Origin of the sequence: Schaalia turicensis ACS-279-V-Col4 (assembly GCF_000296505.1) — a bacterium.
GTDB lineage: Bacteria > Actinomycetota > Actinomycetes > Actinomycetales > Actinomycetaceae > Pauljensenia > Pauljensenia turicensis_A.
In genome coordinates this window covers 138,839-161,809 of sequence record NZ_JH815209.1, presented here as the reverse complement: position 1 = coordinate 161,809, position 22,971 = coordinate 138,839, and the positions used below count along the sequence as shown (strand labels likewise).

16 protein-coding genes and 1 tRNA gene are annotated in these 22,971 nt (G+C 55.7%); 9 read left to right on the top strand and 8 right to left on the bottom strand.

Annotation, left to right across the window (positions count from 1 at the left end; genetic code table 11):
- Window positions 1-132 precede the first annotated feature (132 nt).
- Window positions 133-348: a hypothetical protein gene (locus HMPREF9241_RS04405; RefSeq protein ID WP_006681077.1), complete on the top strand. Its 216-nt coding sequence runs from the start codon at window positions 133-135 to the stop codon at window positions 346-348.
- A gap of 114 nt (window positions 349-462) precedes the next feature.
- On the opposite strand, the gene HMPREF9241_RS04400 is transcribed toward HMPREF9241_RS04405, so the two are convergent.
- Complete coding sequence (locus tag HMPREF9241_RS04400) at window positions 463-1,056, bottom strand: ANTAR domain-containing response regulator (RefSeq protein WP_006681076.1); 594 nt, start codon at window positions 1,054-1,056, stop codon at window positions 463-465.
- A gap of 66 nt (window positions 1,057-1,122) precedes the next feature.
- On the opposite strand from HMPREF9241_RS04400, the gene HMPREF9241_RS04395 reads away from it, so the two are divergent.
- A tRNA-Leu gene (locus HMPREF9241_RS04395) sits at window positions 1,123-1,196 on the top strand.
- 77 nt (window positions 1,197-1,273) lie between these two features.
- Here the strand turns inward: HMPREF9241_RS04395 and HMPREF9241_RS04390 are convergent.
- Window positions 1,274-1,732 carry a PaaI family thioesterase gene (locus HMPREF9241_RS04390; RefSeq protein ID WP_040318547.1) on the bottom strand — a complete coding sequence of 153 codons (459 nt, stop codon included), beginning with the start codon at window positions 1,730-1,732 and terminating at the stop codon, window positions 1,274-1,276.
- Between the two features lie 18 nt (window positions 1,733-1,750).
- Here HMPREF9241_RS04390 and polA point away from each other — a divergent pair, with 18 nt between their 5' ends.
- The 6 genes from polA (at window position 1,751) to HMPREF9241_RS04360 (ending at window position 12,976) form a co-directional block, all read left to right on the top strand.
- Complete coding sequence (gene polA, locus HMPREF9241_RS04385; protein WP_040318546.1) at window positions 1,751-4,459, top strand: DNA polymerase I; 2,709 nt, start codon at window positions 1,751-1,753, stop codon at window positions 4,457-4,459.
- Window positions 4,460-4,653: 194 nt separating this feature from the next.
- Window positions 4,654-6,099 carry a 30S ribosomal protein S1 gene (rpsA, locus tag HMPREF9241_RS04380; RefSeq protein ID WP_006681073.1) on the top strand — a complete coding sequence of 482 codons (1,446 nt, stop codon included), beginning with the start codon at window positions 4,654-4,656 and terminating at the stop codon, window positions 6,097-6,099.
- A 286-nt stretch (window positions 6,100-6,385) separates the two neighbouring features.
- A complete protein-coding gene (gene coaE / locus HMPREF9241_RS04375; protein ID WP_006681071.1) occupies window positions 6,386-7,072 on the top strand; it encodes a dephospho-CoA kinase in 687 nt (228 codons plus the stop codon).
- Between the two features lie 76 nt (window positions 7,073-7,148).
- A complete protein-coding gene (uvrB, locus tag HMPREF9241_RS04370) occupies window positions 7,149-9,218 on the top strand; it encodes an excinuclease ABC subunit UvrB (RefSeq protein ID WP_040318545.1) in 2,070 nt (689 codons plus the stop codon).
- Window positions 9,219-9,451: 233 nt separating this feature from the next.
- Window positions 9,452-10,498, top strand: a complete 1,047-nt coding sequence (locus tag HMPREF9241_RS04365; protein WP_006681069.1) for a TerC/Alx family metal homeostasis membrane protein — start codon at window positions 9,452-9,454, stop codon at window positions 10,496-10,498.
- A 66-nt stretch (window positions 10,499-10,564) separates the two neighbouring features.
- A complete protein-coding gene (locus HMPREF9241_RS04360; protein WP_006681068.1) occupies window positions 10,565-12,976 on the top strand; it encodes an HAD-IC family P-type ATPase in 2,412 nt (803 codons plus the stop codon).
- An 81-nt stretch (window positions 12,977-13,057) separates the two neighbouring features.
- Here the strand turns inward: HMPREF9241_RS04360 and HMPREF9241_RS04355 are convergent, their stop codons facing one another.
- Both HMPREF9241_RS04355 and HMPREF9241_RS04350 read right to left on the bottom strand, forming a co-directional pair.
- Entirely contained in the window at window positions 13,058-13,339 is a 282-nt protein-coding gene (locus HMPREF9241_RS04355; RefSeq protein ID WP_006681067.1) for a YciI family protein, read from the bottom strand.
- A gap of 67 nt (window positions 13,340-13,406) precedes the next feature.
- Complete coding sequence (locus HMPREF9241_RS04350) at window positions 13,407-13,724, bottom strand: YciI family protein (RefSeq protein ID WP_040318544.1); 318 nt, start codon at window positions 13,722-13,724, stop codon at window positions 13,407-13,409.
- A gap of 83 nt (window positions 13,725-13,807) precedes the next feature.
- Here HMPREF9241_RS04350 and uvrA point away from each other — a divergent pair, with 83 nt between their 5' ends.
- Window positions 13,808-16,693, top strand: a complete 2,886-nt coding sequence (gene uvrA, locus HMPREF9241_RS04345) for an excinuclease ABC subunit UvrA (RefSeq protein WP_006681065.1) — start codon at window positions 13,808-13,810, stop codon at window positions 16,691-16,693.
- Window positions 16,694-16,829: 136 nt separating this feature from the next.
- Here the strand turns inward: uvrA and HMPREF9241_RS04340 are convergent, their stop codons facing one another.
- The 4 genes from HMPREF9241_RS04340 to glnA all read right to left on the bottom strand — a co-directional run bounded on the left by HMPREF9241_RS04340 (window position 16,830) and on the right by glnA (window position 22,924).
- A complete protein-coding gene (locus HMPREF9241_RS04340) occupies window positions 16,830-17,564 on the bottom strand; it encodes an SDR family oxidoreductase (RefSeq protein WP_006681064.1) in 735 nt (244 codons plus the stop codon).
- Window positions 17,561-19,480: an AMP-dependent synthetase/ligase gene (locus tag HMPREF9241_RS04335; protein ID WP_006681063.1), complete on the bottom strand. Its 1,920-nt coding sequence runs from the start codon at window positions 19,478-19,480 to the stop codon at window positions 17,561-17,563. The genes HMPREF9241_RS04340 and HMPREF9241_RS04335 overlap by 4 nt, the downstream gene beginning before the upstream one ends.
- Complete coding sequence (locus tag HMPREF9241_RS04330; protein WP_006681062.1) at window positions 19,477-21,294, bottom strand: AMP-dependent synthetase/ligase; 1,818 nt, start codon at window positions 21,292-21,294, stop codon at window positions 19,477-19,479. Before HMPREF9241_RS04330 ends, HMPREF9241_RS04335 begins: the two co-directional genes overlap by 4 nt.
- A gap of 205 nt (window positions 21,295-21,499) precedes the next feature.
- The gene (gene glnA, locus HMPREF9241_RS04325) at window positions 21,500-22,924 is read right to left on the bottom strand and encodes a type I glutamate--ammonia ligase (RefSeq protein ID WP_006681061.1); all 1,425 of its coding nucleotides are present in this window, start codon (window positions 22,922-22,924) and stop codon (window positions 21,500-21,502) included.
- Window positions 22,925-22,971: the final 47 nt, after the last annotated feature.

Genomic DNA, 22,971 nt, shown 5'->3' with positions numbered 1-22,971 from the left:
CACGGCGAGTAAGAATGCCGATGAGGGTATTTAAGAAAGCTTTCGGCACATACGACCTACCGTATGAGGTTGCCTGCGCGAACAACGCGCATACCTGCATACGGTCTGATGAATGAATGATGGAGAAGAAAAATGAATACGCGTACCCGGACTGTGTCAGTCCATTCTCAGGCACTGAATCGTCAGGCAAACAACCTGGATATCGACCAGCTGGCCAATGCAGTCAAGCCTTGGTTTGACGAAATGATTGATGTGAGTATTGCTCGCGCAATTTCAGATCTTTCCAACCCGCGTTCACGTGGACGCGCAGCTGACTTCCTCGGCCTTGAGCTGATCGAAGCAGCATGATCTGAACGGTGCAGTGGCCTCACTCAAACGGTGATGCAGCTGTGACCAGTACACACTCATGGTGGCGGGCAGTTCGAAAGAACTGCCCGCCACCGTTTGTGTCAGCCTTCGGGTTTAGTCGTCAACCTGATCGATAACAGCGTCAGCGACCTCGCGCATTGACAGACGACGATCCATCGAGGTCTTTTGGATCCAGCGGAAGGCCTCGGGCTCGGTCATGCCCATGTTCTTCTGCAGCAGGCCCTTCGCGCGGTCAACGCGCTTACGCGTTTCGAAACGGTCAGAAAGATCGGCGATCTCCTCTTCGAGAGATTCGATTTCCTGATGACGCGAAAGGGCAATCTCAACGGCAGGAATCAAATCCGCGGGGCTGAAGGGCTTCACAACATACGCCATTGCGCCCGCATCGCGAGCACGTTCAACAAGCTCTGTTTGGCTAAACGCGGTCAGCATGACGACAGCACACGAAAGCTCCTGAAGGATCTTTTCAGCGGCGGTGATGCCATCCATGCGGGGCATCTTCACGTCCATGACACAGAGATCAGGTTCGAGCTCAAGTGCAAGCTGGACGGCTTCTTCACCGTCTGCGGCCTCACCAACAACCTCAAATCCGGCAGAAGTGAGGGTTTCAACGATATCCAGACGAATCAGGCCCTCATCTTCTGCGACAAGAACGCGGCGTGGTTCGTTTTGAACTTCAGTGGTCATAACTGATCCTCGGTTTGTAGGTTTCCTAGCTCTATCATAAACTTAAACGGCGCCGATTACGGCGACGCCCCGATAGCCCAACTGGCAGAGGCGGTCGGCTCAAACCCGGCTTGTTGTGGGTTCGAATCCCACTCGGGGTACTTGCGAAGGGCGCCACGGTAGTTTTCGTACTACCGTGGCACTTTTCATTTCGCTGATCGTGGTGTGCTGGGAACCATCAAGCTCGTCGCGCCATAATCCGGTTCGTTACGCGCGCCGACGAAATCAGCTTCCCGGCCTCGTTCTTTATTTCAACAAGATGGACTGTCGATGAACCACCCAGGTGAATAGCCGTTGCCGTCGCGATCACTCGACCGGTAGAAACCGACGAGATGTGGGAAATCGTCAGTTCAGTGCCCACCGCGAACCCGCGATCGGCGCCGTAAACGTTACGAGCGTGAATCTGGGAAGCAAATGATGCTGCGGTTTCCGCGAGCGCTGCGCTTGCCCCACCGTGAAGAATCCCAGCTGACTGGGTGTTTCCTTCGACGGGCATTAAGATCACTGTTTTTTCGGGCGAATGTTCTAACACGTCCATTCGCATGGCTTCCATCAGGGAATGTGGCCAATGTGCGCCCACGAATCCGCCATCGTGGGAAGGATCGGGCGCGGTTTGTTGTGCGGTTTGTCCATGCATACCTCTAGGGTTACATGTGTGAGTGACACTTTGCTGATTATCGACGGCCATTCGATGGCTTTTCGCGCCTTCTATGCTCTTCCGGCTGACCGTTTCGTGACACATTCGGGGCAACATACGAATGCGGTGTACGGCTTCATCAAGATGATGGTGAAGATGATCCAAGAGGAAAAGCCGACCCATGTTGCTGTGGCGTTTGACGTGTCGCGCCATTCTTTCCGCACCGAGGAGTATCCGGAGTATAAGGGAACGCGTGATGCGACGCCGGAACCCTTTAAAGGCCAAGTTGAACTGATTAGCCAGGTTTTGGAACTGATGGGTATTCGTTCCCTGCGCAAGGACGGCTACGAAGCCGACGATATTTTGGCGACGCTTGCTCACCGTGGTGAGAAAGCCGGGATGCGTGTCTTGGTCGCGTCGGGGGATAGGGATTCTTTCCAGACGGTGACTGAGAATGTGACGGTTCTCTATCCGGGTGCGTCGACCGAGAACTTGAAGCGCATGACGCCCGCTGCTATTGAAGAAAAGTACGGTGTTCCGCCGTTCCGTTACCCGGAAATTGCGGCTCTTGTCGGTGAGACCTCCGATAATTTGCCCGGCGTTCCCGGTATTGGACCGAAGACAGCGGCAAAGCTGATTAACGAGTTCGATGGCCTCGATAACCTGATGGCGAATGCTGATCAGGTGAAGGGTAAGCGTGGCGAGGCTCTGCGCGAACATGGCGATGATGTTGCGCGTAATCGTCGTTTGAATCGTCTGCTCACGGATCTGGACCTGGGGGTTGAGCTGGGGGATCTTGTCCCCGGGGCTACTCAAAAGACTGAATTGCTTGCGTTGTTCGATACGTTGGAGTTTGGGCGTCTGCGTAACCAGGTGCTTGCGGTCAGTGTAGGCGATGACTCAGTAGAAGAATCGGGGAACGAGGCCGACCAGGCTTTTTGGACGGCGCCCTTAACGGTGTCGGTCGCTTCCGCTGCTACTGACATTTCCGGCTGGGCACGCTCGGTCGGCCATATTGATGCGATTTGGGCCGACGGGGAGGGGATCCCTGCTCATGGACACATCGATCTTCTTGCGTTGAGCGCAGGAAGTCGCGTCCTTGTCATTGACCCGACCACGCTCTCTCCGGTGCAAGATCAGGCTTTAGTGAAGGTCCTGAAGCACAGCGATTCGCACGTCGTTCATGATGCCAAAGCCTTGTCTCACGCTTTGGCAGGACACGGGTGGGCGATGGCCTGGCCTTCGAAGGACGTTCAGCTTGCCGCCTATCTTGCACGCCCCGATTCGAAGAACGTCGAGATCAAAGAAATCTTGAACCGCTATTTCAACATTGAGTTGCCCGAAGAAGAAAAGAAGACGGACGCTCTCTTCGAGATCGTTGGCAGCGGTGAGATTCAAGAACGTATTCAACGATGCGCGCGTATCTGCTACTCCCTGCCGTTTGTGTGGAAGACCTTGAGCGCGCTTTTAGCGGATAACGGTGAACTGGACCTGCTGACACAGATGGAGCTTCCCGTATCTAGGGTCTTGGCGAAGATGGAAGCGACAGGTATTGCCGTTGATAGTGACGAGTTGTGCTCCCAGTCGACGCAACTGGGATTCGAAGTTGATGCGGCCCGCAGGAGTGCTCTTGATGTGATTGGTGAAGATGTGAATCTTTCCAGTCCCAAGCAACTGCAGAGGATTCTTTTCGAGGTCCTCGATCTTCCCAAGACGAAGAAGACGAAGACCGGCTACACAACGAACGCTGAAGCTCTTGCTGACTTGCGCGAAAAAACGCGAGATTCGGGTGGTCCGGGCTTCGTATTCCTCGACTCGTTGCTGATGCACCGTGATCGAATCAAATTGAAGCAGATGGTGGACACGCTGATTTCCTCCACCAACCCCGATGGGCGCATTCACTCGACGTTCTCACAGGTTGTTACCACAACTGGCCGTTTGGCATCCAAGGACCCGAATCTGCAGAATATTCCAGCTCGTAGCCCAGATGGTCTGAAGATCCGTTCCGGTTTTGTTGCTGGCCCCGGCTTTGAGTCTTTGATGAGCGCCGACTATTCCCAGATTGAAATGCGCATCATGGCGCATTTGTCGGGAGATGAGGGCTTGATCGAAGCTTTCGCTACCGGCGAGGACCTGCACAAGACGATGGCTGCGATGGTTTTCGATACGCCCGTTGAAGACGTGACGGGTGAGCAACGCTCTCGCATCAAGGCCACGTCATATGGTCTCGCGTATGGATTATCCTCGTACGGTCTGTCCGCACAACTGCATATTCCGGTCCACGAAGCAGCCGCGTTGCGTGACCGCTATTTCGAACGTTTCGCGGGGGTAGGCGACTATCTGAATTCGCTCGTCGACGAGGCTCGGATCAATGGCTACACGGAAACGATGTTCGGTCGTAGGCGCTATCTGCCCGACCTGACCTCATCGAACCGGCAGCGCCGCGAGATGGCCGAACGTGCTGCTTTGAATGCGCCGATTCAGGGGAGTGCAGCGGATATCGTGAAAATTGCGATGGTCAACCTCATCGACGCTCTGCATCAGGCTGACATGAAGTCACGCGTACTGCTCCAGATCCACGACGAATTGTTACTTGAAATAGCACCGGAAGAACGTCAGCAGGCTGAGGAGCTTGTCCGCGACAAGATGAGCTCGCCAGTCCAATTGAAGGTGCCTTTGGATGTCGCAGTGGGAGTGGGAGCGAACTGGATGGCCGCCGCCCACTAGGGGGATGGGTGATCACATGTGTGTCCGTAACAGATAAACGCGACCGAAACCACGTTTTTATCCACCAAACAGTGGAAAAGATCGCGTTAATGAACTGGTAGACTTACTAGCGGTGTCTTGGCACTCGTGTACGCGAATGCCGATTCGCCACTTCTGTACACCTACTATTCAGTCCGTTTCGGAGACACAACTACATGACCACCAATACGCCGCAGGTCGCGGTTAATGACATCGGCTCGACCGAAGATCTGCTTGCCGCCATCGACGCAACCATCAAGTACTTCAACGATGGCGACATCGTCGAGGGCACTGTCGTCAAGGTTGACCACGATGAGGTCCTCCTCGACATCGGCTACAAGACTGAGGGCGTTATCCTCTCTCGCGAGCTCTCCATCAAGCACGACGTGAACCCTGACGATGTTGTTGCTGTTGGCGACAAGATCGAAGCCCTCGTCCTCCAGAAGGAAGACAAGGAAGGCCGTCTGCTCCTGTCGAAGAAGCGCGCACAGTACGAGCGCGCCTGGGGCCAGATCGAAAAGGTCAAGGAAGAAGATGGCGTTGTTACCGGCACCGTCATCGAGGTCGTCAAGGGTGGTCTTATCCTCGACATCGGCCTTCGCGGCTTCCTCCCCGCATCCCTCGTTGAAATGCGTCGCGTCCGCGACCTCGCACCGTACATTGGTCGCGAGATCGAAGCGAAGATCATCGAGCTCGACAAGAACCGCAACAACGTTGTGCTCTCGCGTCGCGCATGGCTTGAACAGACCCAGTCCGAGGTTCGCACGAACTTCCTCCACACTCTTGGCAAGGGTCAGGTTCGTACCGGTAACGTCTCCTCGATCGTTAACTTCGGTGCGTTCGTCGACCTCGGTGGTGTCGACGGCCTCGTCCACGTCTCCGAACTCTCCTGGAAGCATATCGATCACCCGTCAGAGGTCGTTGAGGTTGGCCAGGAAGTCACCGTCGAGGTTCTCGACGTCGACATGGATCGCGAACGCGTCTCCCTGTCCCTCAAGGCAACCCAGGAAGATCCGTGGCAGGCATTTGCCCGTACCCATGCGATCGGTCAGGTCGTGCCGGGCAAGGTCACGAAGCTTGTTCCATTCGGCGCATTCGTCCGCGTCGAAGACGGCATCGAAGGCCTCGTCCATATTTCCGAGCTTGCTCAGCGTCACGTCGAGCTGCCGGATCAGGTCGTCAAGGTTGGCGACGACGCATTCGTGAAGGTCATCGATATCGACCTCGAACGTCGTCGCATCTCCCTGTCGCTCAAGCAGGCAAACGAAGGCATCGATCCGACTTCCGAAGAGTTTGATCCCTCGTTGTACGGCATGGCCGCTGAGTACGACGAAGACGGCAATTACAAGTACCCCGAAGGCTTCGATCCGGAAACCCAGGAATGGATGGAAGGCTACGAGGCACAGCGCGAGGCTTGGGAAGCACAGTATGCCGAAGCGCAGGCACGCTGGCAGGCCCACAAGGCTCAGGTCGTCAAGGCGCAGGAAGAAGACGCCGAAGCAGCTCCGGTTGCTCCCGAGGCCACCTCTTCCTCGTCCTCCGTCGAGCCGGAGACCATTGGTACCCTCGCTTCCGATGAGGCTCTCGCAGCTCTGCGTGAGAAGCTCACGAACGGAAACTGAACTGATCACAGAGCCTCGGCTCTGATGTGATGAACGTGTGCCCCACGAACGGTGTTCGTGGGGCACACGCGTTTATTCACACCACGCGTCGAATGATTCTCCTATGACTGCATTCTCCAGCCTGTATGGACGTTGAAGAATATCGGACGCTAGTCGCTCGTCGACTCATATAGGACAATGAAGCTATGACTCATATTGAGCTGTGCGTTGAGGATCTTCTTAGCGTTGCGATTGCAACGGATCAGGATGAAGTCGCTCGGATCGTAACAGCCGTTAGGAATGCATCATGACCCAGATTCACATGGGAGGCGCATCTGCTGACCTTCTTCGTCCTTTCGTCATTCCAACAGACCGCGCACTGCTCGTCGGTTTGAGCGGTGGAATTGGCTCTGGAAAGTCATCTGTTGCCACTGCGTTTGCGAGTCTTGGCGCGGTCGTTGCCGACGCAGATGCCATCGCACGTGAAGTGGTCGAACCTGGAAGCGTCGGTCTTCGTCGTATCGAAGAAGTGTTTGGCGATGCCATCTTGAATGATGACGGGACTCTCAATCGAGGAGCACTAGCCCAGCAGGTCTTCACCGATGCCAGTGCTCGAAAGACAGTGGAAGCAATCACTCATCCTTTGATTGCTGAGCGTTCCCGCCAGATTCTTTCAAGCGCCCAACCGGGGAACATTGCTCTTTACGATGTTCCTCTGCTGACTGAGCAACATATGCAAGACCAGTTTGACGCCGTGATCATGGTCGATGTTCCGCTTGATATGCGCCTGAGCCGTCTACAAGCCCGCGGGATGACGATTGACGAGGCCCGGAAAAGAATCGCATCCCAAGCGAACAGTGATGAACGACGTGCGATCTGCCACATCTGGATAACCAACACCGGCTCGCTCGTGGATCTTCACCGTCTGGTTGCGACAGTTCATGCCCAATGGCTGACACACTCGGGCACAACTGGCAGTCCGACCGGCAGATGATTCCGGCCTCGTACATCACGAGCAGGCGATAGGTCCTCAATCGGCATGAGTCTGACAAAGTGACTACGGTAGGACTGTGAGCAAACGAGTTGTGCGGCAAGAAGCGTCGTTTGAGGTTGTCTCTGACTACACGCCATCGGGCGACCAGCCGACTGCAATCGCAGAATTGGTCAAGCGCCTGAATGACGGCGAACAGGATATTGTTCTCCTCGGCGCTACGGGCACGGGTAAAACCGCAACGACTGCGTGGCTCATTGAGCAGATTCAGCGACCGGCGCTCATTATCGAGCCGAATAAAACGCTTGCCGCCCAGCTTGCCGCTGAATTCCGCGAACTGTTGCCTAATAACGCTGTCGAGTACTTCGTGTCGTACTACGACTACTACCAGCCGGAAGCCTATATTCCGCAGACGGATACATACATCGAGAAAGACTCGTCGATCAACGATGAGGTCGAACGTCTGCGCCACTCGGCGACGAACAACCTGCTGACCCGTCGTGACACGGTGGTCGTTGCCTCCGTGTCGTGCATCTACGGCTTGGGTACTCCACAAGAGTACGTCGAGCGCATGATTGAGCTGGAACGTGGCATGATCGTCGACCGCGACACCCTTCTTCGCGCCTTCGTCAACATGCAGTACGTGCGCAATGATGTCGCCTTCACGCGAGGCACTTTCCGAGTTCGTGGCGACACCATCGAAATCATCCCAGTGTACGAGGAGCTGGCGATCCGCATCGAAATGTTTGGGGATGAAATCGATTCTCTGGCAGTCCTGCATCCCCTGACCGGTGACGTCATCAACGAAGTCGATCACGTCTATCTATTCCCGGCCAGCCATTACGTTGCCGGCGAAGAGCGCATGAAGCGAGCCATTGCCTCGATTGAAGAAGAACTGGCAGAACGCCTCACGTGGTTCGAATCCCAAGGCAAGTTACTTGAAGCCCAGCGTCTGCGCATGCGCACCACATACGACCTGGAAATGCTCAAAGAAATCGGATCGTGCGCGGGCATTGAAAACTATTCGCGTCATATCGATGGACGAGGTCCCGGCACTCCGCCCCATACGCTGATGGACTATTTTGCCGATGACTTTGTCCTGATCATCGACGAATCGCACGTGACAGTTCCGCAGATCGGTGCCATGTTCGAGGGCGATATGTCGCGCAAGCGTACCCTGGTCGATCATGGTTTCCGACTGCCCTCAGCAATGGACAACAGACCGTTGAAATGGGACGAATTCGTTGAACGCATCGGCCAGACAGTCTACCTCTCGGCAACCCCGGGTGACTACGAACTTGAACGAAGCGATGGGGTAGTGGAACAGGTGATTCGCCCAACTGGTCTGGTGGATCCAAAGATTATCGTCAAGCCCACGAAGGGACAGATTGACGATCTTCTGGAACAGATCCGCGAGCGTGTCGAAAAGGATGAGCGTGTTCTTGTCACGACGCTCACGAAGAAGATGGCGGAAGACCTGACCGAGTACCTCGCTCGCCGTGGCGTACGTGTCGAGTACCTGCACTCTGACATCGATACCCTGCGTCGCGTTGAGTTGCTCAGAGAACTGCGTCAAGGCAACTTCGACGTCCTGGTCGGCATCAACCTGCTACGTGAAGGTCTGGATTTACCGGAAGTTTCCCTTGTTTCGATCCTCGATGCGGACAAGGAAGGCTTCCTGCGTTCGACCCGATCGCTGATCCAGACGATCGGTCGTGCAGCACGTAACGTATCGGGCGAAGTGCATATGTATGCCGACAACATCACGCCATCTATGGAAGCTGCGATCAGCGAAACTGAACGTCGTCGTGAGAAACAGATTGCCTACAACACCGAGCATGGTATCGACCCGAAGCCGCTGCGTAAGAAGATTGCTGACGTCACCGACATGCTTGTGCGTGAAGAAGTTGATACGCGCACGCTACTTGACGGCGGATACCGTAAGGAAAAATCAGCGTCTGCTCGTTCGAAGCCTGATGCACTCAGCCTCGCGGGTGTAGCGCAAGCAGATCTTGAAGAATTGATCGAAGACCTGACGAAGCAGATGATGCTAGCCGCCGAAAACCTACAGTTCGAGGTCGCTGCGCGTCTACGCGATGAGTTGCAGGATCTGAAGAAGGAACTGCGCCACATGAGGGCAGCTCAGTAGTGAGAGCTGAAGCGTCCGCTTGGGGGTAATCTCGTTAGGTTCTCCACATACTGGCTTTTCATCGGGGTATCGTAGCGCGATCTAGGTAGACTAGTTCGCGAGGGGAGTAATCCCACGAAGTGCTGGTTCGTCACCACGGCGTTGGACACGAGCATCGCTCGGATCAGCAGCCCGAACATCGGGTGGGAAGAGACCTCACCATAGTTGCTCGTACCTCAGAGAGGTTCCCACCCGTGCATGTTCACGCCCTCGGCTGGTTTGGTCTGGCCGTCGCAATTCTTGCCCTCATTACCGTTGACATCGTTGGCCACGTGCGTAAACCGCACGCTCCGACTCTGAAAGAATCGACCTGGTGGTCGATCGGTTACGTTCTTCTTGGTCTTGCCTTTGGCCTCATCATTTGGGGCGTCTACGGTGGCCAATTTGCCGGCGAATACTACGCTGGCTTTCTGACAGAAAAAGCTCTGTCACTCGATAATCTGTTCGTCTTTATCATCATTATGTCGTCGTTCAGGGTGCCTCGTAACTATCAACAGAAGGCACTGCTATCCGGCATCATCATCGCCCTCGTTCTGCGCCTCGTCTTCATTCTTGTTGGCGCAGCGCTGATTGAACGCTTCACGTGGATCTTCTTTATCTTTGGCGCCTGGCTACTCTGGACCGCCTTCTCGCAAGCACGTGAAGGTGTTGGCGGAGAAGATGAACACGAAGAGGAGGAATACCACGAGAATTCCTTCGTCAAACTGATGCGTCGTGTTTTCCCGGTGACCGACGGTTTCATTGGTGACAAGTTCCTGCACCGCCACGGTGGTCGCACGTACCTGACGCCGATGCTCCTGGTGGTCTTCGCGCTGGGCACTGCTGACCTGATGTTTGCCTTCGACTCGATTCCGGCAATTTTCGGCCTGACCCATGAACCCTATTTGGTGTTCGCATCGAACGCGTTCGCTCTGCTTGGTCTGCGTCAGCTGTATTTCCTGATCGAACGTCTGCTGGAAAGACTGGTCTACCTGAACTACGGCTTGGCAGCAATCCTTGCCTTCATCGGAATGAAACTGGTTTTCCACGCGATGCACGAGAATACGCTTCCGTTCCTTAACGGAGGCGAAGGCATTCACTGGGCACCGGAAATCGGAATCCTTCCATCCCTGTCCTTTATCATCGTGACTATCGTGGTGACGGTCGTGACATCGTTGCTGAAGAGCCGTTCGATGGCGTTAAAGGACGCTCCAGACACCCACGTTCTGGAGAAGGAAAAGCCCGCTCGTACTTTTGACTGACACGTTGCCCCGACGGGGCTTACGTACCCGTCCAACGTAAAACCGTCGCCCACACCGAAGGACGTAATGACGCACTCTTCAACACTCTCCGGTCTGACGCACGCTGAGGTGAGAGAACGCGTTGCACGCGGTGAAACGAATGATGTTCGCCAAAGGACCTCGCGATCGATTGCCTCGATTATTCGCGAGAATGTTCTCACGCTGTTTAACGCGATCCTGATCAGTGCTGCGGTGCTGGTGCTCATCTTTGGGCATCCTCAGGATGTTGTCTTCGGGGGAGTGCTGATTATCAACGCGATTATCGGCATTGCTTCGGAATTGAAGGCGAAGCGGACTCTTGATTCACTCGCAATCGTCGATGCTCCAACAGCGTTGGTTATTCGTGGTGGAAAAACTCAAGAGATCCTGGCCAAGGATGTTGTGCTTGATGATGTCATGTGCCTTGAACTGGGTACGCAGATTTGCGCAGATGGCGTCGTTGAAGAATCCTCGGGCCTCGAGGTTGACGAGGCACTACTGACCGGTGAATCAACACCCGTCAAGAAGAAAGTGGGCGATCAGGTTCTTGCAGGAACCTCGGTCGTTGCTGGTAGTGCACTCATGGTTGCCCACGCGGTGGGAGCACAGACATACGCGCAGGATCTTTCTCGCCGAGCTCGCGTCTACACGCGGACTATTTCGCATATTCAGGTGAGTATCAACAAGGTTCTGCGTGTCATTTCCGCGCTACTCATTCCGGTGATTGTGCTGACCATGTGGTCGCAAACCCGTATTGCCGGCACTGATGCGGCCTGGAACCAAGCGATCGTGTTGGCGGTCGCGAGCGTTGTGGGAATGATTCCCCAGGGCCTCGTGCTCCTGACTTCAATGAACTTCGCGATCGGTTCGGCGACGTTGGCGCGCAGGGGAGTGCTTGTCCAAGAACTGCCCGCAGTGGAAGTCCTCGCACGAGTCGACAGTGTCTGCGTTGACAAGACGGGCACTCTCACCACAGGCCATATTCGGGTGCGCACGCTTCGCATTGGTGCGAATGTTTCGGAGGACGAGGCCACGCCCGCTTTGAAAGCTCTGAGCGCCAATCGCGCGAATGCAACAGCGCAGGCGATTGACGACTATTATTCCGACGCGGATCTAGGCCAGGTGAATTGGGCGATTCCGTTCTCATCAGCTCGCAAGTGGTCAGCGTGTGGGACTACGAGTGGCAGCTGGTATTTGGGCGCTCCGGAGATTCTTCGTTCTTCGAAAGAACCCGGGGACTTTGATCAGCTCATCGACGAGTATTCGGCGGAAGGTTTGCGCGTTGTTGCCCTGGCTCGTAGCCAAGAGTGCGACGAGGCAACGGCATTCGACGCCTCTTCCGGTGACTACCTGCTTCCAGACGCACGACGCGTTGTGGGCATCATTGTCTTGGAAGAAGACTTGCGTTTAGACGTAGCCGATACGCTGACATATTTTGCTCGCCAAGACGTCCGCGTTCGAGTGATTTCGGGTGATAATCCGGTGACTGTTGGCGCTCTGGCACGCCAAGCGGGTTTGAGTCGTCCTGACGGGAAGCCTTTGGTCATCACGGATGCGCGCACTCTCCCCGTAGATACTTTGTCAGATGAGTTCGGCCAGATCGTTGAGAAAACGGATGTGTTCGGGCGTGTGACGCCGGAGCAAAAGCGCGCGATGGTCCAGGCACTGCAGGCTAATGGACACACGGTCGCAATGACAGGCGACGGAGTGAACGATGCCCTTGCTCTGAAAGATTCCGACCTTGGAATCGCGATGGGCAACGGGTCCCAGGCAACGAAGGCTGTCGCGCAGATCGTCTTGATTGATTCAAAGTTTGCTGTATTACCAGGAGTGGTGGGCGAAGGGCGACGCATCATTGCGAATATGGAACGCGTCTGTGCTCTCTTCCTTGCCAAAACCGTTTACGCGGCGTTGATCGTTGTGACGTGTGCTCTGATGGCGTGGGAATACCCGTTCCTTCCACGTCACTTCACCTACATCGATGCACTGACGATCGGCATCCCCGCATTCTTCCTTGCTCTCGCACCGAATACTAGGCGCTACGTGCCTGGGTTCCTGCACCGAACACTTGCCTTAGCGCTACCCGCAGGAATTGCCTTGACGCTGGCAGCGCTAGGTAGCTACGCAATCGTGGGCCCTGGAGATGAGTACGCGAGGACCATTGCCACCCTTTCGCTGATTGTCGGCGCACTCTGGCTAGTCTCGGTCACCGCTCGTCCGCTCTTAGGGTGGCGTGGTGGACTCGTGCTCCTCATGGCGCTCGGAGCGTTCATGGGAGTCTCCATTCCCACCATCCGCACCTTCTTAGCGCTCAGCTGGCCCACGCACGAACATTGGCTTGTGATCGGGGTGTCAGGAGTCGGTGCCGGACTTTTGATTGAAGCCAGCCACCGCCTGTACCACAAGCGTCAACACGCTCATGCAGAGGCCATCGGTGCCTCTGACACAGCGCAATTCTGAGCATCGGCACGAGCTTGAACAGATGCCGTACATGCATGTGTGGGAGAACGCCAAAACGTTCTCCCACACTGCACTGAACAATCAGAAGCGGTTAATCACCGGATTCCACTCGCCGATGATACGTTCACGAATGACACCGGCCTCCTTGAACGGATCCTCATCAAGAAGTGACGCGACCTTATCGGCGTTCTCAGCTTCGAAAATCAGCAGAGCCGTCGGATGACCGCCGGTAACGGGGCCCGAGGCCACGTTAAATCCGTCGTCCTTCAACTGCGTTAAGAATGCGCGGTGCTTGGGACGAACCTCGTCCATCAGCGCTGATTGGGCAGGGTCATAAACGTAAGTCACTGCAAAGTAAGCCATGACTCAACGGTAGGCGCAACGGGCGGTGATTGCATATGAAACGCCACGCCAGGCTTCGTCAATTCTCTTACGAAAAGGGGAATTCCGTATCGAACCCTTCGGCCCCGAAGCCGATCGTCGGCACCCATTCGCGAATCTTGCAGGTTTCGACAAACCCCTGAAGAGCAAAAGGATCGTCAGCGAGGATCTTGAAAACATCCTGAGCCGAATTGGCGCGAAGAATAATCAGCGCATCATTTTCTCCCCTATCACGCAGGAAGCCGGAAGCCACCACAATGCCGCGTGAATGCAGGTCTCGCAGGAACTGGCGGTGAGCGGGCCTGAATGACTGGATCAACGACTCGAGTGAATGGTCGTAGGTGTATTCGATCATGTAGAGGCTCATTGCCTCATAATGCCAGTTAAACTGCCGTTTGACGATGGAACACATGTACGACATTCGAACTCGGCGCCGAGTAGACTGTGAGGGTGCATGAATCTTTAGTTATTTCTGGTGCTCGCGAGCATAACTTGAAGGATGTCAGCCTCGAGTTGCCTCGAGACACAATGATTGTTTTTACGGGGCTTTCCGGCTCCGGTAAGTCATCGTTGGCATTCGATACGATCTTCGCAGAGGGCCAGCGTCGATACGTGGAGTCTCTGTCGTCGTACGCGCGCCAGTTCCTCGGTCAGATGGACAAACCCGACGTCGATTTCATCGAGGGTCTGTCGCCCGCGGTCTCGATTGACCAGAAGTCGACATCGCGCAACCCGCGTTCCACGGTTGGCACGATTACTGAGATTCACGACTACCTGCGTTTGCTGTACGCGCGTGCGGGGATCGCTCACTGCCCGAAGTGTGGCGCACGCATTCAGGCGCAGACTCCCCAGCAGATTGTGGATCGAGTGCGTTCCATGGACGAGGGAACGCGTTTCCAGGTTCTGTCGCCGGTCGTGCGTGGACGCAAGGGTGAATATCAGGACCTGATCAATGAGCTGAAGACGTCCGGCTACACGCGTGCGATCATCGACGGCGAATTGGTTAGACTCGAGAACGCTCCAGTTTTGGAAAAGAAACTGCGCCACACGATCGAGGTCGTCATTGACCGGCTCGTGGTGCGTTCCGGTATGCGCCAGCGCCTTACTGATTCGGTAGAAACAGCTCTCCGTCTGTCCGATGGCCTCGTCATTATTGACATGGTCGACCTGGACGAGGACGATCCTGATCGTCGTCGCCGATACTCGGAAAAGCGTTCGTGCCCGAACGACCACCCGCTAGCGTTGGAAGAAATCGAACCTCGTACATTCTCTTTTAACGCTCCCTACGGCGCCTGCCCAGACTGTACGGGTATTGGGTCGAAGCTTGAAGTTGATCCTGACCTACTGGTTCCCGACGAGGAACTGTCGCTGGCCGACGGTGCGGTGATCGTGTGGAACTCAAACTTCAAGTACCACAAGCGCCTGCTGGAGTCCTTGTCCGGTGAACTCGGATTCGAGATGACAACTCCGTGGAAGGACCTGCCCGACAACGTCCGCGAAGCCATCCTGTTTGGTAAGGACTACGAGGTCAAGGTCAAGTTCCGCAACAGATGGGGACGCGAACGCTCGTACACGACAGGCTTCGAAGGTGCCGTCACCTACGTTGAGCGCAAGCGCGAGGAAACCGAATCGGAATGGGTGTCGGAGAAGCTCAACGCCTATATGCGTGAGGTTCCGTGTCCGACGTGTCAGGGGGCTCGTCTGCGTCCCGAGGTTCTTGCGGTGACAGTGGGCGATCTATCGATTGCTGAACTGTCTGACCTGTCGATTTCAGATGCCCGCGCACACCTCAATGCGTTGGAGTTGGATCAGCGTTCGCAGGCGATTGCCAAGCCAATCCTGCAGGAGATTCGTGCTCGCCTCGATTTCCTTGTCGATGTTGGCCTGACCTATCTGACGCTGTCACGTGGTGCCGGAACACTGTCGGGCGGCGAAGCGCAGCGTATTCGTCTAGCCACGCAGATTGGCTCCGGTTTGGTTGGCGTCCTGTATGTGCTCGACGAACCGTCGATCGGTCTGCACCAGCGTGACAATCGCAAGCTCATCGATACCTTGAAGCGTCTTCGCGACCTTGGCAATACGCTGATTATTGTCGAGCACGATGAAGAAACGATGGAAGCCGCTGACTGGATCGTCGATATCGGTCCGGGCGCCGGTGAAACGGGTGGTTGGATTGTCCACTCCGGCACTCTGGAAGACTTGAAGAACAACAAGAAATCACTGACTGGCGACTACCTGTCGGGCCGTCGTTCCATCGGAGTGCCAGCTACTCGTCGCCCGGTTGATCCCGAGCGCATGCTGACGGTCAAGGGTGCACGCGAGCATAACCTCAACGACGTGACAGTTTCGTTCCCTCTCGGCACCTTTACCGCTGTGACGGGCGTGTCCGGTTCGGGAAAGTCCACGCTGGTGAATTCGATTCTGTACCGCACGCTGGCATCGCGTTTGAACGGTGCGCGCCTTGTGTCAGGTCGTTACCGTTCAATGAGTGGCCTCGAGCATCTCGATAAGGTTGTCCACGTTGATCAGTCGCCGATCGGTCGTACGCCACGTTCGAACCCTGCGACGTATACGGGCGTGTGGGATGCGATTCGTAAGCTGTTCGCGGAAACACAGGAAGCGAAGGTACGAGGCTACGGTCCGGGCCGTTTCTCCTTCAATGTGAAAGGCGGACGCTGTGAATCCTGCAAGGGCGACGGCACTCTGAAGATCGAAATGAACTTCCTGCCTGACGTGTACGTTCCCTGCGAAGTGTGCCATGGTGCACGGTACAACCGTGAAACCTTGGAGATTCTTTACAAGGGGAAGTCAGTCGCAGACGTTCTGAATATGCCGGTGTCTGAAGCGGCGGAGTTTTTCGCGCCGATCTCCAGGATTGCGCGACATCTCAATACCCTTGTCGAGGTTGGCCTGGGTTACGTGCGATTGGGGCAGGCGGCAACAACACTGTCGGGTGGCGAAGCACAGCGTGTGAAGCTCGCGTCCGAACTGCAGCGTCGTTCGACTGGACGAACGATCTATGTGCTGGACGAGCCGACGACCGGCTTACATTCCGAGGATATTCGTAAACTTCTGCTGGTTTTGCAATCGCTGGTTGACAAAGGCAATACGGTCATCGTCATTGAGCACAACCTGGACGTCATTAAGTGCGCTGATTGGATCGTTGATATGGGCCCCGAAGGTGGTTCCGGTGGTGGTCGCGTCATTGCTGAAGGAACACCAGAAGCAGTTGCGAAGGTGAAGGGGTCGTTTACCGGGGAGTTCCTGGCAGATATTCTCGCGAGTGCGAAGAACGAGTCTGTCGCGAAGAAGAAGGCCTCCGCCCAGAAGAAATAAGGACGAGGCTTCTTCTACTCCTTTAACCTGCGAGTAGGGGAGCATAACGAAAAGGGGGTCGCTGATCAATCATGATCGCGATCCCCTTTTGTCTGTTCAAGTTCGGGCCGTAACAGTGGTTTCATAGCGAAGAAACTCAGATAGACGGGTTGGTTTTCTTCGCTTCGGTCGTTCGAATGTGTAGCTCGTCGACGTTCGTCGAGGCTGGCATATCGACGGCAAGACGCACGGTCTTCGCAACATCTGAAGCACGCATGTGATCGTCAGGGTTGTAGGTCTTGCCAGCCTGAGCCTGCATAGCGACCTGCATATCAGTATCGATACGTCCAGGGTGAATAGCGACAACGCGAACCCGGCCACGTTCAGCTTCACGCAGACAATCGGTGAAAGAGCGCAACGCCCACTTCGAGACCGTGTACGCAGCGTCAGAGGGATAAACGCGCACACCCGCACCGGAGTTGATGACAACGACCGTGCCGAAACTCTCGCGTAGCTTCGGCAGACACATCCGTGTCACGTCAGCGACAGCAATGACGTTGGTTTCCAAGACCCAGCGCCAATCGTTGCGAGTCGTGTGATCAAGCGTCGCCTTCTTGCCAACACCAGCATTGTTGACGAGGATATTGAGACGCCCCACTGTGGCCAGCACGTCCGAAAGAGCTTGGGCGGCCTCGTCCTCATTCGTGAGATCGGCGACAAAGGGGGAAGCATCACCCAACTCGTCGACCACGCGACCTACTGCTTCGGCTGATCGTCCGCCAACGATGACGTGATGCGTCTTCGCCAGTTCAACGGCAATCGCATGTCCGAGGCCACGAGTGGCGCCGGTGACCAGAGCGACTGGGCGATCGGACGATACTGTAGCGGTCATCGCGCGTCTCCATTTTGAGTTGTGTCGGAGTAGAGTGCATCGACCTCGTGGGCAAAGTCGCGTAGAACGACGTTGCGCTTTAGCTTCTGGGACGGGGTCATGTAGCCGTTCTCGACTGTGAATTCGGCATTGACGATGCGGTATCGGCGGATCGATTCTGCGCGCGACACCTTTTCATTCGCTCGAGCAATCGCCTTTTCGAGCGATTTACGCACGACCGGAAGGTTCGCAGCAGATGCCGTATCTACAACATCCTGTCCCTTCGATGCGAGCCACATCGGAAGCATTTCAGCATCCAAGGTGATGAGTGCTCCAATGTACGGGCGAGCATCACCGACAACAACCACGCTCGAAATCAAGGGGTGTGTTTGCAAGGAATCTTCCAAAACCTCGGGCGAAACATTCTTGCCACCCGCGGTGACAATCAATTCCTTCTTACGGCCCGTAATACGCAGGTGGCCCGTTTCGTCGATAGCACCCAAATCACCGGACTTGAACCAGCCATCAACGAAGGAGGCTTGAGTTTCCTCCGGCAGGTTGTGATAGCCCTTCATGACGCTGACACCCTTCATCAGGATCTCACCGTCGTCATCGATACGAATCGTGTTACCCGGCCAGGGGAAGCCCACCGAATCCGGCGGGAAGTCCGAGGGCCATTCGACGGCAATCGGCCCAGTCGACTCCGACAGACCATAGCCCTGCAGAAGGGTAATACCAAGGCCACGGTAGAAGTGGGCAAGGTCAGCTGCCAGGGGAGCGCCACCGCAAATGATCGTGTGGAGGTTCGGGCCAAGCACTGACTTCACCTTGCGCAGAGCCAGAGCATCGGCAACACGTAGGCGAGACTTCAATGCAAAGGAAGGACCGGGAGAAGGGGCTGCAGACGCTGAAGGAATCTGAGTTGTGTGGCTGGTCGGAGCGCCTACGGCCGAGGTCTGTTCGATTTCAGGAGCCTTCGTGTATGCGGTCGCATGCGACAGTTGTTTCGCCTGGTTTGCTGCCCATGAGAAAAGCGAGCCCTTGATACCGCCACCGGCCTTCGCGGTTGCAGCGTTGTACACCTTCTCCAGAACACGAGGCACAACAAGGAGCATTGTGGGCTTGAAGGTCGAAATGTCCGTCAGCAGGTTATGCATATCCGGAACGAACGCGACGCGTCCCTGACCGCCAAGCAGCGCGTACATGACGAAGCGTGCCAGAGAGTGCGCGACGGGCAGGAAGAGCAGTGAGCGCGACTTTTGAGAATTGATGAGGTCCGGGAGGAAGTCGTAGGCCTGAATGGCAGAAGAAATGAAGTTGCCGTGCGTCAGCTCAATGCCCTTTGGGCGACCCGTTGTCCCCGAGGTGTAGATGATCGTTGCAACGTCGTGAAGTTTACGGAGCTCAAGGCGTTCGTTGACCTGTTCGAGCCTCACGCCCTTAGCAGCAGCGAGAATTGTGCGCTCGGCGCCTTTATCGAGCGACATGATGGTCACGTTATCGCGTGCAACCGAACGGACAAGGTCTGCCTGTTGCGTTGTTGCCGTGACAACAATCGTCACTTCAGAGTCGACAAGGATATGTTCGATCTGTGCTGCAGAATCTGTTTCATAGATCGGAACCGTGACTGCGCCACAGCTGAGCGCTGCGAGGTCAATGAGTGCCCATTCGAACGACGTGGGCGCAAGAATGGCAAGATGCGCGCCCGGTTGCAGGCCAAGGCCGATCATGCCACGTGCCGTATCGTCGATACGGCGAACGAACTCATTGATCGTCATCGGACGCCACTGACCAACGCCGTTTCGGCGTTCAATCGCCACTTGATTCGGGTGGTCAATTGCGCGCTGTCGGATCATCTTGGGTAGGTTCCAGTCAGGATCGGCTACGCGAGTAGCAGGATTATCCCATGTTGATGCGTCAACGTGGATCAATGTCATTTCTTTTGCCCTTCGGCGTAGAGTGCGTCGACCTCGTGAGCGAAGTCTTTGATCACAGCATGGCGACGAAGCTTCAGCGACGGAGTCATATATCCATTTTCCACCGTAAACGTCTGATCGATGATCCTCAACCGCCGAATGGACTCTGCGCGCGACACCCTTTTGTTTGCACGCGTGACTGCCTTCTCCAAGGAATCGCGTACTTCTGGCATATCCGCAGCCTGTGCGGCGTCCACAATCGGAAGGCCGTGATTCTTCAGCCATGTGGGCAACATATCGGAATCGAGGGTGATTAGCGCGCCAATGTAGGGGCGAGCATCACCGACGACAACAATATGTGCGATCAGCGGGTGGGTGATCAGCTGTTCTTCGAGGACCTCGGGCGAAACATTCTTTCCACCGGCGGTGACGATCAATTCCTTCTTACGGCCGGTGATTGATACTCCGAGGTTTTTATCCACGGTGCCAAGGTCACCTGTACGGAACCATCCGTCAATAAAAGAGTCCGCGGTCGCGTCGGGGAGGTTGTAGTACCCCGACATCACCGAAACGCCTTTCAGAAGAATCTCGCCGTCATCAGCGATCTTGACGTAATTACCAGGCAGAACGGGGCCGACATAACCAGACGGGTGGTTATTCAGTAGCTGGACACATGCGGGACCGGTCGTTTCAGAAAGACCGTAGCCCTGCAGCACCTTCAGGCCGAGGCCACCGAAAAACTGTGCAAGATCCGATGCAAGCGGGGCTCCGCCGGACACGATGTACTTCAGGTTCGGGCCCAGGATCTCACGAATCTTCTTCAGAACCAGAGTGTCAGCAACCGAGTGGCGCACGCGCTTCAACGGCGATGGGCCAAGCGTCTTTTCTTTCGAAGTTGCCCACGACCTTGCCTGCTTGGCGGACCAGGAGAAAATCTTGCCTTTAATGCCCTTACCGGCCTTCGCGGCTGCGGAGTTGTAGACCTTTTCCAGGACGCGCGGGACAACCAACAACACGGAGGGCTTGAATGAGGCAATGTCGGGAAGCAGGTTCTTAATGTCGGGGGAGAATCCGAGTGTTCCTTGGCCGGAGATCACCACGTGCATGACGAAGCGAGCGAGTACGTGTGCCACGGGAAGGAACAGAAGCAGGCGGGTGTCGGGGGAGTCAATGACCGCTCCGAGTACCTGTCGAGTTGCGTAGGCTGTGCCGACAAAGTTGGCGTGAGTCAGGCAGACACCCTTCGGCATGCCGGTTGTTCCCGACGTGTAAATGATGGTTGCCAGATCACTGCTCTTGATTTTGATACGGCGTGCTTCAACTTCTGAAGCCTCGATGCCGAGCGCAGCTGTAGCGATATTGCGCATGGCGCCACGGTCAATGGAATCAATGAAGCGAACGTTGGGAGTACGGACGCTTTCCACAAGTTCCGCCTGCTGGCTGGTCTGGGTGAAGACCTGAATAACCTTCGCGTCGGTCAGGATGTGTTCGATTTGAGCAGCAGAGTCTGATTCGTAAATGGGAACGGTGATAGCTCCGATAGACAGGATGGCATAGTCCAGTAGCATCCATTCATACGAGGTTGATGAAAGGATCGCGACGGCATCGCCGGGGTGAATGCCCTGGCCGATCAAGCCGCGAGCCACATCGTTGACTTGAGCAAGAAGCTCTTCGGCGGTCACCGGTTGGGGAAGACCAACGGGAGTGCGCTGTTCGACGGCGACCTGTTTGGGGTGCTTCTGAGCACGCGCAATCAAGAGTGAGGATACTGATTCGTGTGCCCCAACCTTGAACTTTGGTTTCACTGTGAATGAGCCGTCGCGTAGCTTTTTCATGGATTCCTCCCGCGGTCGCGAACTTATTTCAATTCTTTTATTAACTTGAGCCTATCTACATCTCCTTCAACTAGTGTGCGACCCTCCGGTTTTGGGTGGCGTTTGATTGCTCACGATTCGCGCGGTGGTGTGTATGACAATGTGTATGACAAAAGGCCCCGCCGATCCGAAAACGGATGAGCGGGGCCTCCCTCAAGTACTCGGCTCAGAGATCGAAGTACATGTGATACTCGTAGGGGTGTGGGTATACGCGCATAGGAGCGACCTCGTTCGCCTCCTTGTAGTCGAGCCATGTGTCGATGAGGTCCTGGGTGAAGACGTCGCCTTCAGTGAGGAACTCATGGTCGTTGCTCAGGGCCTCAAGGGCTGCTTCGAGTGAGCTCGGGAGCTTCGTGATGTCCTGGTATTCAGCCGGCGGAAGCTCGTAGAGATCCTTATCGATTGGGGCAGCAGGCTCAATACGACGCTTGATGCCGTCGATGCCGGCCATCAGGCAGGCCGCGAAGGACAGGTACGGGTTGGCCGACGGGTCTGGGACACGGTATTCGACGCGCTTCGCCTTCGGGGACGTACCTGTAACAGGAATGCGGATACATGCCGAGCGGTTACGCGCCGAGTACACCAGGTTAATCGGGGCTTCGAAGCCGGGAACCAAGCGACGGAAAGAATTGACCGACGGGTTCGTGAAAGCAAGCAGTGCCGGAGCGTGTTCAAGCAGACCTCCGATGAACCAACGAGCAGTGTCGGAGAGTGAACCGTAGCCTCGTTCGTCGTAGAACAGCGGCTCGCCGTTCTTCCAGAGCGAAAGGTGGGTGTGCATACCCGAACCGTTGTCACCGAACAGTGGCTTCGGCATGAAGGTTGCCGTGTGGTCAAAGTCAAGAGCGGTGTTCTTGATGACGTACTTGAACTTCATCATGTCGTCCGCAGCCTTTTGCAGGGTTGCGAAACGGTAGTTGATTTCCTGCTGACCACCGGAACCAACCTCGTGGTGAGCGCGCTCAATCTTCAGGCCGACTGCGGCAAGGTTGCGAACCATTTCATCGCGGATATCCGCGTACTGGTCCTGGGGTGAAACAGGGAAGTAGCCGCCCTTAACGCCAACCTTGTATCCGCGGTTGCCGCCTTCTTCTTGCCGGCCTGTGTTCCACCATGCTTCGGGGGAGTCAACCTTGAAGAACGTTGAGTTCGGCTTGACCTCGTAACGGACATCGTTGAAGAGGTAGAACTCAGCTTCGGCGCCGATGAAGCATTCGTCAGCGATACCGGTGGAACGTAGGTAGGCCTCAGCCTTGGCTGCAACCTGACGAGGATCGCGAGAGAAGGGCTCGTCGGTGAAGGGGTCAACGATCGAGAAATTGACGACGAGAGTCTTGGCGACGCGGAAAGGGTCGACGAATGCTGACGTGATGTCGGGGATGAGCTTCATGTCAGACTCGTGAATAGCAGTGAAACCGCGCACGGACGATCCGTCGAACATCAAACCATTCTCAAGGGCGTCGTCAATGAACTCCTGTGCAGGAATTGTGAAGTGCTGCTGGACGCCGGGAACGTCGCAGAAGCGAACATCAACAAATTCAATGTCCTGTTCAGTAATAAACGAAACAACCTCTTCGGAGGTGGTGAACATAAGGTGTCCTTCCATCGCACGTTATTAATGCGTTGATGCCAAGACGT

Bases quoted from the DNA above. Each gene is read 5' to 3' on its own strand.
- HMPREF9241_RS04405 (WP_006681077.1), top strand. From the start codon at position 133: ATGAATACGCGTACCCGGACTGTGTCAGTCCATTCTCAGGCACTGAAT.
- HMPREF9241_RS04400 (WP_006681076.1), bottom strand. From the start codon at position 1,056: ATGACCACTGAAGTTCAAAACGAACCACGCCGCGTTCTTGTCGCAGAA.
- HMPREF9241_RS04390 (WP_040318547.1), bottom strand. From the start codon at position 1,732: ATGCATGGACAAACCGCACAACAAACCGCGCCCGATCCTTCCCACGAT.
- rpsA (WP_006681073.1), top strand. From the start codon at position 4,654: ATGACCACCAATACGCCGCAGGTCGCGGTTAATGACATCGGCTCGACC.
- coaE (WP_006681071.1), top strand. From the start codon at position 6,386: ATGACCCAGATTCACATGGGAGGCGCATCTGCTGACCTTCTTCGTCCT.
- HMPREF9241_RS04360 (WP_006681068.1), top strand. From the start codon at position 10,565: ATGACGCACTCTTCAACACTCTCCGGTCTGACGCACGCTGAGGTGAGA.
- HMPREF9241_RS04355 (WP_006681067.1), bottom strand. From the start codon at position 13,339: ATGGCTTACTTTGCAGTGACTTACGTTTATGACCCTGCCCAATCAGCG.
- HMPREF9241_RS04350 (WP_040318544.1), bottom strand. From the start codon at position 13,724: ATGAGCCTCTACATGATCGAATACACCTACGACCATTCACTCGAGTCG.
- HMPREF9241_RS04340 (WP_006681064.1), bottom strand. From the start codon at position 17,564: ATGACCGCTACAGTATCGTCCGATCGCCCAGTCGCTCTGGTCACCGGC.
- HMPREF9241_RS04335 (WP_006681063.1), bottom strand. From the start codon at position 19,480: ATGACATTGATCCACGTTGACGCATCAACATGGGATAATCCTGCTACT.
- HMPREF9241_RS04330 (WP_006681062.1), bottom strand. From the start codon at position 21,294: ATGAAAAAGCTACGCGACGGCTCATTCACAGTGAAACCAAAGTTCAAG.
- glnA (WP_006681061.1), bottom strand. From the start codon at position 22,924: ATGTTCACCACCTCCGAAGAGGTTGTTTCGTTTATTACTGAACAGGAC.